This window comes from Bradyrhizobium sp. USDA 4451, from assembly GCF_054822585.1.
This window is the reverse complement of sequence record NZ_JBTRCH010000001.1, coordinates 5,272,718-5,284,995: the sequence shown is the minus strand read 5'-3', so window position 1 is coordinate 5,284,995 and position 12,278 is coordinate 5,272,718. Positions and strand designations below refer to the sequence as shown.

Genomic DNA, 12,278 nt, shown 5'->3' with positions numbered 1-12,278 from the left:
GTCACATTTTGGAATATCGGCTTTGAGCACAACGCAATAGCGCGATCCAATTCCCTGCCTATGTTTAGTTTGGGGACACATTGGAGTGATCAGCTCCGGTGGTGTCGGTGTGCAGCTTGCCGTTCCGTTGGTGTCTCGATGGACCGATTGTTGCGATACTTCTTGGGGCGCTTTATCCGCCGCGGTTCGATCACGTTCACGACCGCGAGCGGCGCTCAATTCACATGCGGCGACGGCACCGGCATTCCGGCGGCCGCACGCTTCACGACCAGGGCGGCCCAAGCCCGCGTGCTGGTCGATCCCGAACTTTATCTCGGCGAAGCCTTCATGGACGGCACGTTCGTGGTGGAACAAGGCAGCATCGCCGATGTGCTGGCCGTCCTGATGGGCCAGGCGGCCATGTTGCCGAACTTTGCCAGGCTGCAGGCCTGGCTGCGCTTCCTCGGGCGGCGCGCCCAGCAGATCAACGTGCGCGGCCGCTCCAGAAGCAATGTCGCCCGCCATTACGACCTCGACGGCCGCCTCTATTCGCTCTTCCTCGACGCCGACAAGCAATATAGCTGCGCCTATTTCGAAACCCCGGAGGCGACGCTGGACGACGCCCAGCTCGCCAAGAAGCGCCACCTTGCGGCAAAACTGCTGATCAAGCCCGGCCACCGTCTGCTCGATATCGGTTCCGGCTGGGGCGGGCTCGGGCTCTATCTTGCAGAGATGAGCGGTGCTGATGTCACCGGCGTCACGCTGTCGACCGAGCAGCTGCAGATCTCCAACGCCCGGTCCGCGGAGCGGAACCTGTCGCAATCGGCTCGTTTCCTGATGCAGGATTACCGCGACATCCCCGGGCCCTTCGACCGCATCGTCTCGGTCGGCATGTTCGAACATGTCGGGGTCGCCTATTACGAGACCTTCTTCAAGCGCTGCGCCGAGTTGCTGAGCGACGATGGTGTGATGCTGCTGCATTCGATTGGCCGCTCGACCGGCCCCGATGTCACCAGCCCCTGGATCCGCAAATACATCTTCCCCGGCGGCTACATCCCGGCCCTGTCCGAGGTGATGCCGGCGATCGAGAAGGCCGGCTTGCTGATCTGCGACATGGAGATCCTGCGGCTGCACTATGCCGAGACGCTGAAGGCGTGGCGCGAGCGCTTCATGGCGCGGCGCGAGGAGGCCGTGCGGCTTTACGACGAAGCCTTCGCCCGGATGTGGGAGTTCTATCTCGCCGCCGCGGAGATGTCGTTCCGGGTGCAGAACATGATGAACTTCCAGCTCCAGCTCACCAAGCGCCAGGGCATCGTCCCGATGACCCGCGACTATATCGGGCGCGAGGAAGCCCGGCTGCGGCTGAAGGAGGCCGACGCCGCCAAGCCCCGGCTGCAACTCGCCGGCGAGTAAACCCGACAGGATGGGTGCTGTCAGTTGCGGAGGCTGTAGGCCGACCCGCAATGGGCGAAGGTCGAGGCCGGACGCGCCAGATGGGCCGCGGCGGCCGAGATCAGCTTGGCGTCGCAAGGAGCTTTCCGGACCTCCGGACGCGCCGCCTGCTCCATGGCATCGACAAGCGCGGCCAGCCAGCGGCGGTCCACACCGCCTGCCCGGCCAACCCTCGATCGCGCTGTCTGAAACTCTTGAGCCATCGCCGCCGTATCTTCCCTGAGCGGATACAACCCGAAATCCGCCGGGTCGTTCCCGCGATCCTTGCTGCAAAGAAAGTGCAGCAGGTGTGATCTGCTTCACAAAGGTCTGTCCCGGGCTGTCGTAGTGGTCCGGAATGACCCGAGAAACGCACCAGACGATGTTGGACCCGCAGCGCGATATCGCGACCGACTACGCCCTGATCGCCACCGGCGTGGTGGCCGCCTTGGTTGCGCTGGCTTTCCTCATCCTGATCTGAAGGAACCGGGGCCAGCCGCCGTCTCGCCTCTGCATGGGTCGGCTCGCGCCCAAAAAGGTTCAGGCTGCGTCCGGTTTTCGCCAACGACATTCCTGATCGGCCGCCCTCCGCCCGATCCCGGGCGAAACCCCGTCAAGCGGAATGCATCCGGCCGTCACGATTCACACATCGCGATGTGTGAATCGTGCATAAGAAAATATCCGTCCTTTCGCTTCGTGCCGGGCTGGCGCTTGATCGCCGCCCCACATCCGAAAATCGCAGCAACGACGCAATCAGAAGAATAAGCTCGTCCATGGCCTTGATTGATTCGAACGTCCACAAGCTCGCGCCCGACGCCGCATCGCCGACCTATCGGAATGCGCCGCACAACATCGAAGCGGAACAGGGTCTGCTGGGCGCCATCCTGGTCAACAATGACGCGTTCTATCGCGTCTCCGACTTTCTCGAGCCGAAGCATTTCTTCGAAATCATCCATCAGCAGATCTACGAGACGGCCGGTAGCCTGATCCGGATGGGCAAGGTTGCAACGCCCGTCACCTTGAAAACCTTCCTGCCGGCCGAGCTCGATCTCGGCGGCATGACCGTCAGCCAATATCTCGCTCGCCTCGCGGCCGAGGCGACCACCATCATCAACGCCCAGGATTACGGGCGCACCGTTTACGACCTCAGCCTGCGCCGCAACCTGATCCAGATCGGTGAGGAGATCGTCAACGTCGCCTACGACGCGCCGGTCGATTTCGCGCCGCGTGCGCAGATCGAGGACGCCGAGCGGCAGCTTTACGCACTCGCCGAGACCGGGCGCTATGACGGCGGCTTCCAGCGCTTTGCCGATGCGCTCACGGTCGCCGTCGACATGGCGGCAAAGGCATTCCAGCGCGACGGCAAGCTGTCGGGCATCTCGACGGGCCTGCGCGATCTCGACGCCCGCATGGGCGGCTTGCAGCCCTCCGACCTCATCGTGCTTGCCGGCCGGCCCGGTATGGGCAAGACCTCGCTCGCCACCAACATCGCCTACAACATCGCCAAGGCCTATGTGCCCGAGGTCCAGGCCGACGGCACGGTCAAAGCCGCCAACGGCGGCTCCGTCGGCTTCTTCTCCTGCGAAATGAGCGGCGAGCAGCTCGCCACCCGTATTCTCGCCGAACGCACCGGAATCCCGTCGAGCCACATCCGTCGCGGCGGCATCTCCGAGCTCGATTTCGAGAAGATCCGCGACTGCTCGATCGAGTTGCAGTCGCTGCCGTTCTATGTCGACGAAACCGGCGGCCTCTCGATCTCGCAGCTCACGGCCCGCGCCCGCCGGCTCAAGCGGCAGAAGGGTCTCGACCTGATCGTGATCGACTACATCCAGCTGCTGCAGGGCTCCGGCAAGAAGGGCACCGACAACCGCGTGCAGGAAATCACCGAGATCACCACCAACCTGAAGGCGCTGGCGAAGGAACTGAACGTCCCGGTGATCGCGCTGTCGCAGCTGTCGCGTCAGGTCGAAAACCGCGACGACAAGCGGCCGCAATTGTCCGACCTGCGTGAATCCGGGTCGATCGAGCAGGACGCCGACGTCGTGATGTTCGTCTACCGCGAGGAATACTACCTCGCGAACAAGGAGCCGCGCCCCGGCACCCCAGAGCACGAGAAGTGGCAGATGGAAATGGGCCTCGCCCACGGCAAGGCCGAAGTCATCATCGGCAAGCAGCGTCACGGCCCGACCGGCACCGTCGAACTGCACTTCGAGGCCAGCGTCACCCGGTTCGGCGATCTCGCGGCCGACGGCCAGGTTCCGGATCACTCCCACTGATTCCGCTGCGCGGTTGAACGGCGCAAGCCCGCCGCGTACAACTGCGCCATGAACATCGTGACCGACGCGAAATCGCAGCTGACGCCCGAAGCCAATCTGCTGGCGGCCCACCCGGCCGCCACCGGTATCCTGACCATCGACCTCGACGCCATCATCGCCAATTGGCGCAAGCTCGAGAAGACCGCAGTCCCCGCCGAATGCGCCGCCGTGGTCAAGGCCAATGCCTATGGCTGCGGCGCCGAGCAGGTGTCGCGGGCGCTCGCCAAGGCCGGCTGCAAGACGTTCTTCGTCGCCAATGTCGAGGAAGCCGCCGCGGTGCGCGCCGCCGCTCCGCAGGCGACCGTGTATTCGCTCGGCGGCTTCTTCCAGCAGACCGGCGATGCCTACGCCAGGATCGACTGCAAGCCTGTGATCGGCGATCTCAACGAACTCGCCGAATGGGATGTGTTCTGCCGCCGCTCCGGCTGGTCCGGCGGCGCCGCCATCCATATCGACACCGGCATGAACCGGCTCGGGCTGACGGTCAGCGAAGCGCAGGGCATCATCCCGCGGATCAATGCCGGCGATCACGGCATCACGCTGGTCATGAGCCACCTCGTCTCCGCCGAGTTGCTCAACAGTCCGGTCAACGCCAGGCAGCTTTCGAGCTTCCGCGAGATCGCAAGCCTGTTCACCGGCGTGCCGGCCTCGCTGGCGAACTCCTCCGGCGTGTTCCTCGGCGCCCAATTCCAGTTCGACATGGTGCGGCCGGGCTGCGCGCTCTACGGCGTCAATCCGACCCCGGAGGCCGACAACCCGATGCAGCCCGTGGTCGACCTCAAGGCGCGCATCGTGCAGATCCGCAACATCGATCGCGGCGAGACCGTCGGCTATGGCGGCACCTGGACCGCGCGGCGGCCGACCCGGCTCGCGATCATCGCCGCCGGCTATGCCGACGGCTATTTCCGCGCCGCCAGCGCCAATGACGGCACCCGCGGCGCCGAGGTCGTGGTCGCCGGCAAGCGCTGCCCGATCGCCGGCCGCGTCTCGATGGATTTGATCGCGGTCGACGTCACCGACCTCGACAAGAACGTGGTGCGCCGCGGCCACATGGTAACCTTGATCGGCGACGGCATCACCGTCGACGAGGTCGCGCATCATTTCGGCACCATCGGCTATGAGGTGCTGACCAGCCTCGGCCGCCGCTTCGTGCGCATCTACAAGGGCGGCGATGCGGTTGCGGCGACAAGCGACGCGAGTGCCGAGAAAGTCGAGGCGGTCGCCGAGACGAGCGAGCCGGCCGCCACGCAGACGGCGCCGCCAGTCTTGCCGAAGGCAGCGCCCGCTGCACCGCCGCCACTGCCCTCCGCCTGACGGCTGAATCGTCGCGATCGTCTGACCGCATGAAGATCGCGACCTTCAACATCAACAACGTCAACCGCCGGCTGCCCAATTTGCTGCGCTGGCTGAAGGCGGCCAAACCGGACGTCGTCAGCTTGCAGGAGTTGAAGGCCAGCGACGCCGAGTTTCCGGCGGCCGCGCTCGCGAAGGCCGGCTACGGCGCGGTGTGGCAGGGACAAAAGACCTGGAACGGCGTCGCCATCCTCGCGCGCAAGGCCGATCCGGTGCTGATCCGCACCGCCCTGCCCGGCGATCGCGACGACCACGAGGCGCGCTACATCGAGGCCGCGGTGCGCGGCATCGTCGTCACCAGCCTCTATCTGCCGAACGGCAATCCGCAGCCCGGACCAAAATTCGAATACAAGCTCGCCTGGTTCAAGCGGTTGCGCGCCCACGCCGCCAAGCTGCTGAAGCAGGAGGTGCCCGTGGTGCTTGCCGGCGACTACAATGTCGCGCCGACGCCTCTCGACATTTATCCGACCCGCTCCTGGGACAAGGATGCGCTAATCCAGCCGAAGAGCCGCGCCGCGTTCAAGGCGCTGGTCGACCAAGGCTGGTGCGATGCGATCCGCACGCTGCATCCGGACGAGCCAATGTTCACCTTCTGGGACTACAAGCGCCAGCGCTGGCCGCGCGACGCCGGCCTGCGGCTCGATCATCTCCTGCTCAGCCCCGAGGTCGCCGCGCGGCTCGCGAAAGCCGGCGTCGACCGCGACATCCGCGGCGAGGAAGGAGCCAGTGATCATGCACCGGCGTGGGTGGTGTTGAGGTGATGGCGCCTGCCCCACCACAGCCATCGTCCCTGCGAAAGCAGGGACCCATACTCCGCGGCGGCTGTTGTTGAAGAGACTCGTCGTTCGGGCGTCGCTCAACAATGAATGCCTGTGGTTATGGGTCCCTGCTCCCGTGCGTAATTGCGCACTAGGCAGGGACGACGCCGAATATGTGGCGCTATTCGCGACCCTTGCGCCGGCGGGCCAATCGGTGGCATGGGCAAACCACCTCTCGGAGCGCGCAGGTGGGCTTTGTCTTCGTCCTGATCGTCGGCCTCGTCGCCGGCACCATTTCCGGCATCGTCGGCACCGGCTCGTCGATCATGCTGATGCCGGTCTTGGTCTATCAATACGGCCCGAAACAGGCGGTGCCGATCATGGCGGTCGCCGCCGTGATGGCCAACCTCTCGCGCATCCTGGCCTGGTGGCGCGAGGTCGACTGGCGCGCTTGCGCGGCCTACTCGATCACGGGCATTCCGGCCGCAGCGCTCGGCGCGCGCACGCTGCTCGCTTTGCCCTCGCGCGCGGTCGATATCGCGATCGGCGTGTTCCTGATCGCGATGGTGCCGGTGCGGCACTGGCTGGCGCGGCACAGGCTGAAAGCCAATCTCTGGCATCTCGCAATCGGCGGCGCGCTGATCGGCTACCTCACCGGCATCGTCGCCTCGACCGGCCCGCTCAGTGTGCCGCTGTTCCTGTTCTACGGCCTCAACAAGGGCGCCTTCCTCGCCACCGAAGCGGCGAGCTCGCTCGGTCTCTATCTCAGCAAGTCGGTGACCTTCGAACGCTTCGGCGCGCTGACATCAGACATCGCGTTGAAAGGCCTGATCGCCGGCGCCTCGCTGATGGCCGGCGCCTTCATCGCCAAACGCTTCGTGCTGCAGATGAAGCCGGAGGCGTTCCGCCTGATCATGGACGGCATCATGCTGGCGGCGGGCGCGTCGCTGCTGTGGACCGCTATGATGAACTGAAGATCGATCATTCAGGGAAGCCCTAAAATGAAATCGCTCGAACTTTCACTGTTCGCCGATTACTTTCAATTCTACATCCAGGATGAACCTGCATCCGGCGACCTTTCCGCTGCGTGGACGGAGGAAGCGACCGATCGAATGCTTGCGATCGCGCCGGGGACGGTCGGGATCGGCACCGTGCGGAACATGGATGTTCCAGTCACGGTGACACTGCTTGAGCAGGAGCCCGACGACGATTCGGCTAACTGGGATCACGTGGTCGAAGCAAGCCTCGACGTCGCCTCCGGACGCGTCGTGATCGCCGGTTGCACCGACTACTTCCCCGATGCCGTGCGCATCGAGACCCCGCCAGGGTCCTATCGGGTGCGCGTCTCCTACGGCGCGCTCGACACGCTGTCGGAAAACGGCCTCGAGGGCGACGACCACTACCGGCTGCAGCTATGGCCGGCCGCCCCGATCGCGGTTCGCGTCCTGAAGCAACGATCGGCGTCGGGCCTCCGCTGACCCGACATGCCCGGGCACGGCGCGGCCGTCGGGCATTGCGACCCTTTGATCCGTGCTATGGAGAGGATCAGGAATCGAGCTCTCCTTCATGGCCAAATCCACCCTGTCCTTTGTCTGCCAGAACTGCGGCGCGGCGTATAATCGCTGGCAGGGAAAGTGCGACTCCTGTGGCGAGTGGAACACGCTGGCCGAGGAAGACACCACGGGCTCGGTGCCGGTCTCGATCCGCTCCAAGCGCAAGGGGCGGACGTTCGCGCTGGAATCGCTGTCCGGCAAGACCCAGGACGCGCCGCGGCTGTCGTCGGGCATGGCCGAGCTCGACCGCGTCACCGGCGGCGGCTTCGTGCGCGGCTCGGTGCTCCTGGTCGGCGGCGATCCCGGAATCGGCAAATCGACGTTGCTGACCCAGGCCACCTCCATGATGGCGCGCGCCGGCCACCGCGCGGTCTATATATCCGGCGAAGAGGCGGTGGCCCAGGTGCGGCTGCGCGCCGAGCGGCTCGGGCTCGCCGACGCGCCGGTGCAGCTTGCCTCGGAAACCTCGGTCGAGGACATAGTCTCGACGCTGTCGGAAGGCGCGGTGCCGCGGCTGATCGTGATCGATTCGATCCAGACCATGTGGACCGACACGGTGGAATCCGCGCCCGGCACCGTGACCCAGGTGCGCGCCTCGGCGCAGGCACTCATTCGCTTCGCCAAGAAGACCGGGGCTGCGATCATCCTGGTCGGCCACGTGACAAAAGACGGCCAGATCGCCGGCCCCCGCGTGGTCGAGCACATGGTCGATGCGGTGCTGTCGTTCGAAGGCGAAGGCTCGCAGCAGTTCCGCATCCTGCGCTCGGTCAAGAACCGATTTGGCGCCACCGACGAGATCGGCGTGTTCGAGATGACCGGACTCGGGCTGCGCGAGGTCACCAACCCCTCGGAACTGTTCCTCTCCGAGCGCGAGCTCGGCAGCCCCGGCACCGCCGTGTTTGCCGGCATCGAGGGCACCCGCCCGGTGCTGGTCGAATTGCAGGCGCTGGTGGCGCCGACCTCGCTCGGCACGCCGCGCCGCGCCGTGGTCGGCTGGGATCCAAGCCGGCTGTCGATGGTGCTGGCGGTGCTGGAAGCACATTGCGGCGTCAAATTGTCCGGACATGACGTCTATCTCAACGTCGCCGGCGGCTTGCGCATCCAGGAGCCGGCCGCCGACCTCGCCGCGGCCGCCGCGCTGGTGTCCTCGCTGGTGAATGCGCCGCTGCCGACGGATGCAGTCTATTTCGGCGAGATTTCGTTGTCGGGCGCGATCCGCCCGGTGGCGCAGACCCCGGCCCGGCTGAAAGAGGCGCTCAAGCTCGGCTTCGGCCGCGCCATCCTGCCCGAATCGGCCCGCGGCGAACCGGGGGGCGATATGGGGCTCGCGCTCAACAGCGTCGGCAATCTGACCACGCTGGTCGCTGAAATCGCCGCGCGCGGAACGCCCCGCGGCGGCCGGGCTGCGCCACGGCACGACGAAGGTGCGCCAAGCGGCGACCCGGGCGGCTCCGGAGACGCTGATAAGGCTGGGAAAAATGCCACACCGGCCCGATTCCGTCGCGAGACCACCTAAAGCGGGCGTGACGTCTCAGCCCCTCGCCGCTATACATCCGCCGCGCGGGACAGGTGGTGTTGCGGCCTTGCCGGATGCCCCCAATGCGCCTCAGTTAGGACGGCACCGACTTTGCCGATTCGCGAGAGCTCTCACAGCGTAAGCCCTTAACACCGTACCGAAACGTACCAGCGGACCTGACCAGCCGATGCCCGTAACAATACTCGATCTCGTCCTGCTCGGCGTGATGCTGATCTCGGGCCTGCTTGCCATGGTGCGCGGCTTCATGCGCGAGATCCTGTCGATCGCGGCCTGGGGCGCCGCCGCGCTGGTCACGCTGTATGCTTTCTCGAAGCTGCTGCCGACCGCCAAAACCTACTTCAACAACGACACGGTCGCGGCCATCGTCGTGGTCGCCGGCACCTTCATCGGCACGCTGATCGTGGTTTCCGTGATCACGGTGCGGATTTCCGACATGATCCTGGATTCCCGGATCGGCGCGCTCGACCGTACTCTCGGCTTCCTGTTCGGGCTCGCCCGCGGCCTCCTGATCGTGGTCGTGGCGTTCATGTTCTTCACCTGGCTGGTTCCCGACAAGCAGCGGCCCGACTGGGTGACCGGCGCGAAGTCCCGCGTGGTGTTGCAGGGAACCGGGGATTGGCTCATGACGCTCTTGCCTGACGACCCCGAGAACACCATCTTAAAGAAGTTCAAGAAGAATAAGCCAGACGACGATTCTGCGGCCGATACCAATGATCAGGCGACGCCGGCGTCGGGTGATGGCTATAGCAAACCTGCGCGTGACAGCTTGAAGAAGCTGATCGAGAAACCCGCGGGCCGATAAACTATTTGGGCCCTTACGAGAGGCGATGAACGAGATGCAGACCCCTTCGGATCATAGCGACCAAATGGATCTCGACCTCGGCCCGATCGTACTGCAAGACGACCCCAAAAACGACCCTCTCAGGTACCACCCCGATCTCGATGGCGACACGCTCCGCGAGGAATGCGGCGTGTTCGGCATCTTCGGCCATCCGGAGGCCGCCGCGATCACCGCGCTCGGCCTGCACGCGCTCCAGCACCGCGGCCAGGAGGCCGCCGGCATCGTCTCCTTCGACGGCAGCCGCTTCCACTCGGAACGCCGCCTCGGCCTGGTCGGCGACGCCTTCTCCCGCCGCGAGGTGATCGAGCGCCTGCCCGGGAACGCCGCGGTCGGCCACGTCCGCTACTCCACGACCGGCGGCACCATCCTGCGCAACGTGCAGCCGCTGTTCGCCGAGCTCAGCGCCGGCGGCTTCGCGGTCGGCCATAACGGCAACCTGACCAATGGCCTGACCCTGCGTCGCGAGCTGGTCAAGGGCGGTGCCATGATGCAGTCGACCACCGATACCGAGGTGATCCTGCACCTGGTTGCGCAGTCGAAGCGCACCCGCTTCATCGACCGTTTCATCGAGGCGCTGCGCACCATCGAGGGCGCCTATGCGCTGGTTGCGCTCACCAACAAGAAACTGGTCGGCGCGCGCGACCCGCTCGGCATCCGTCCGCTGGTGCTCGGCGATCTCGACGGCCATCCGATCCTGACCTCGGAGACCTGCGCGCTCGACATGATCGGCGCCAAATATGTCCGCGACATCGAGCCCGGCGAGATCATCGTGTTCGACGAGCACGGCGCGCACAGCCACAAGCCGTTCCCGCCGAAGCCGGCGCGGCCTTGCATCTTCGAGTACATCTATTTCGCAAGGCCCGACTCCATCGTCGGCGGCCGCTCGGTCTACGACGTGCGCAAGGCGTTCGGCGCTCAACTCGCGCGCGAGAGCCATCCCGAGGTCGACGTCGTGGTGCCGGTGCCGGATTCCGGCGTCCCTGCCGCGGTCGGCTACAGCCAGTATTCCGGCGTGCCGTTCGAGCTCGGCATCATCCGCAACCACTATGTCGGCCGCACCTTCATCCAGCCGACCCAGACCGTGCGCGAGCTCGGCGTCCGCATGAAGCATTCGGCCAACCGCGCCGCGATCGAGGGCAAGCGCATCATCCTGATCGACGACTCGCTCGTGCGCGGCACCACCTCGAAGAAGATCGTGCGCATGATGCGCGACGCCGGCGCCCGCGAGGTGCATTTCCGCCTCGCCTCACCGCCGATCCTCTATCCCGACTATTACGGCATCGACCTGCCGGACCGCGGCGGTCTGCTGGCGGCGACCCATTCGCTCGAGGAGATGCGCGACATCATCGGCGCCGACTCGCTCGCCTTCCTGTCGATCGACGGCATGTACCGCGCGATGGGCTATGAGGGGCGCGATCCAGCCAATCCAAGGTTCGCCGACCACTGCTTCACCGGCGCCTATCCGACCCACCTCACCGACCAGAGCGAAACCGAGGCCCCGCCGCGCCAGCTCTCGCTGCTCGCTGAGGCGAGCTGACGCTATCACCACCGCTGTCGTCCCTGCGAAAGCAGGGACCCATAACCACCGGCCAGCGTGGCTGGTGACAGTGTTAGACACGACCACTTTCTTCCATTATCGCCGTCACGGCGTATGGGTCCCTGCTTTCGCAGGGACGACGATTTGTTAGAGTCCCTCCCATGACAAAACCCCTCGCCTCCCGGATTGCCCTCGTGACCGGCGCTTCGCGCGGCATCGGCTATGCGACATCAATCGCGCTGGCCAAGGCCGGCGCCCATGTCGTGGCGGTGGCGCGCACGCAAGGCGGGCTGGAAGAGCTCGACGACGCGATCCGCAAGGACGGCGGCAGCGCCACGCTGGTGCCGCTCTCGCTCACCGACTACGAGGGCATCGCGCGGCTCGGGCTCGCGCTGCATGAGCGCCTCGGCAAGCTCGACATTCTCGTCGGCAATGCCGGCACCGCCGGCCCCTCGTCGCCGCTCGGCCATATCGAGCTGAAGCCGTGGAACGACGTGCTCGCAATCAACGTCACCGCCAACTTCCAGCTGATCCGCTGCATGGACCCGCTGCTGCGGCAGTCCGACGCCGGCCGCGCGGTGTTCGTGACCTCAGGCGTGGCGCACAAGGCCAGCGCCTATCTCGGCCCCTATGCGGCCTCCAAGGCCGCGCTCGACGCGCTGGTGCGCTCCTGGGCCAACGAGACCGCCAACACCGCGCTGCGCGTCAATCTGTTCAGCCCCGGCCCGATCCGCACCAGAATGCGGGCGCAGGTGTTTCCCGGCGAAGACCCGATGACGCTGGATACACCCGACATGGCCGCCGAATTCATCGTGCCGATGTGTTCGCCTGCATGGACCGAGACGGGCAAGCTCTACGACTACAAGGCACGCATGCTGCGGACATTCCAGCCGCCGGCGTGAGGGGCACATACGAGCCGTACCTTCGATTGTCATCACCCGCGCATGCGGGTGATCCAGTATTCCAGAGGCAGC

At 65.7% G+C, this 12,278-nt stretch carries 12 protein-coding genes; 11 read left to right on the top strand and 1 reads right to left on the bottom strand.

All coding sequences use genetic code 11. The annotated features are described in order from the left end of the window. The first annotated feature begins 138 nt into the window (after nucleotides 1-138). Nucleotides 139-1,392, top strand: coding sequence for a class I SAM-dependent methyltransferase (locus ACVMB0_RS24230; RefSeq protein ID WP_456755200.1), 1,254 nt, complete (start codon nucleotides 139-141; stop codon nucleotides 1,390-1,392). A 20-nt stretch (nucleotides 1,393-1,412) separates the two neighbouring features. On the opposite strand, the gene ACVMB0_RS24225 is transcribed toward ACVMB0_RS24230, so the two are convergent. Then, nucleotides 1,413-1,583 (bottom strand): hypothetical protein, encoded by a 171-nt coding sequence (locus ACVMB0_RS24225; protein ID WP_456755201.1) that lies wholly within the window; start codon nucleotides 1,581-1,583, stop codon nucleotides 1,413-1,415. A gap of 185 nt (nucleotides 1,584-1,768) precedes the next feature. Here ACVMB0_RS24225 and ACVMB0_RS24220 point away from each other — a divergent pair, with 185 nt between their 5' ends. The 10 genes from ACVMB0_RS24220 to ACVMB0_RS24175 all read left to right on the top strand — a co-directional run bounded on the left by ACVMB0_RS24220 (nucleotide 1,769) and on the right by ACVMB0_RS24175 (nucleotide 12,206). Beyond that, nucleotides 1,769-1,891 (top strand): hypothetical protein, encoded by a 123-nt coding sequence (locus ACVMB0_RS24220; protein WP_283812622.1) that lies wholly within the window; start codon nucleotides 1,769-1,771, stop codon nucleotides 1,889-1,891. A gap of 292 nt (nucleotides 1,892-2,183) precedes the next feature. After that, nucleotides 2,184-3,686: a replicative DNA helicase gene (locus tag ACVMB0_RS24215; RefSeq protein ID WP_456755202.1), complete on the top strand. Its 1,503-nt coding sequence runs from the start codon at nucleotides 2,184-2,186 to the stop codon at nucleotides 3,684-3,686. A 48-nt stretch (nucleotides 3,687-3,734) separates the two neighbouring features. Next, nucleotides 3,735-5,039 carry an alanine racemase gene (gene alr / locus ACVMB0_RS24210; protein ID WP_461347923.1) on the top strand — a complete coding sequence of 435 codons (1,305 nt, stop codon included), beginning with the start codon at nucleotides 3,735-3,737 and terminating at the stop codon, nucleotides 5,037-5,039. 29 nt (nucleotides 5,040-5,068) lie between these two features. After that, a complete protein-coding gene (locus ACVMB0_RS24205) occupies nucleotides 5,069-5,839 on the top strand; it encodes an exodeoxyribonuclease III (protein WP_461347922.1) in 771 nt (256 codons plus the stop codon). Between the two features lie 245 nt (nucleotides 5,840-6,084). Further along, nucleotides 6,085-6,810 carry a sulfite exporter TauE/SafE family protein gene (locus ACVMB0_RS24200; RefSeq protein ID WP_461347921.1) on the top strand — a complete coding sequence of 242 codons (726 nt, stop codon included), beginning with the start codon at nucleotides 6,085-6,087 and terminating at the stop codon, nucleotides 6,808-6,810. Nucleotides 6,811-6,837: 27 nt separating this feature from the next. After that, entirely contained in the window at nucleotides 6,838-7,314 is a 477-nt protein-coding gene (locus ACVMB0_RS24195; RefSeq protein WP_461347920.1) for a hypothetical protein, read from the top strand. An 88-nt stretch (nucleotides 7,315-7,402) separates the two neighbouring features. Then, complete coding sequence (radA, locus tag ACVMB0_RS24190) at nucleotides 7,403-8,905, top strand: DNA repair protein RadA (RefSeq protein WP_456755208.1); 1,503 nt, start codon at nucleotides 7,403-7,405, stop codon at nucleotides 8,903-8,905. 187 nt (nucleotides 8,906-9,092) lie between these two features. Continuing rightward, on the top strand, nucleotides 9,093-9,728 hold the full coding sequence (locus tag ACVMB0_RS24185) for a CvpA family protein (RefSeq protein ID WP_212014401.1): 636 nt from the start codon (nucleotides 9,093-9,095) through the stop codon (nucleotides 9,726-9,728). A 34-nt stretch (nucleotides 9,729-9,762) separates the two neighbouring features. Further along, complete coding sequence (gene purF / locus ACVMB0_RS24180) at nucleotides 9,763-11,304, top strand: amidophosphoribosyltransferase (RefSeq protein WP_461347919.1); 1,542 nt, start codon at nucleotides 9,763-9,765, stop codon at nucleotides 11,302-11,304. A gap of 161 nt (nucleotides 11,305-11,465) precedes the next feature. After that, nucleotides 11,466-12,206 carry an SDR family NAD(P)-dependent oxidoreductase gene (locus ACVMB0_RS24175; protein WP_461347918.1) on the top strand — a complete coding sequence of 247 codons (741 nt, stop codon included), beginning with the start codon at nucleotides 11,466-11,468 and terminating at the stop codon, nucleotides 12,204-12,206. Nucleotides 12,207-12,278 lie beyond the last annotated feature (72 nt).

Coding starts and splice junctions, on each gene's coding strand:
- ACVMB0_RS24230 (WP_456755200.1), top strand. CDS start 139: ATGGACCGATTGTTGCGATACTTCTTGGGGCGCTTTATCCGCCGCGGT.
- ACVMB0_RS24220 (WP_283812622.1), top strand. CDS start 1,769: ATGACCCGAGAAACGCACCAGACGATGTTGGACCCGCAGCGCGATATC.
- ACVMB0_RS24215 (WP_456755202.1), top strand. CDS start 2,184: ATGGCCTTGATTGATTCGAACGTCCACAAGCTCGCGCCCGACGCCGCA.
- alr (WP_461347923.1), top strand. CDS start 3,735: ATGAACATCGTGACCGACGCGAAATCGCAGCTGACGCCCGAAGCCAAT.
- ACVMB0_RS24205 (WP_461347922.1), top strand. CDS start 5,069: ATGAAGATCGCGACCTTCAACATCAACAACGTCAACCGCCGGCTGCCC.
- ACVMB0_RS24195 (WP_461347920.1), top strand. CDS start 6,838: ATGAAATCGCTCGAACTTTCACTGTTCGCCGATTACTTTCAATTCTAC.
- radA (WP_456755208.1), top strand. CDS start 7,403: ATGGCCAAATCCACCCTGTCCTTTGTCTGCCAGAACTGCGGCGCGGCG.
- ACVMB0_RS24185 (WP_212014401.1), top strand. CDS start 9,093: ATGCCCGTAACAATACTCGATCTCGTCCTGCTCGGCGTGATGCTGATC.
- purF (WP_461347919.1), top strand. CDS start 9,763: ATGCAGACCCCTTCGGATCATAGCGACCAAATGGATCTCGACCTCGGC.
- ACVMB0_RS24175 (WP_461347918.1), top strand. CDS start 11,466: ATGACAAAACCCCTCGCCTCCCGGATTGCCCTCGTGACCGGCGCTTCG.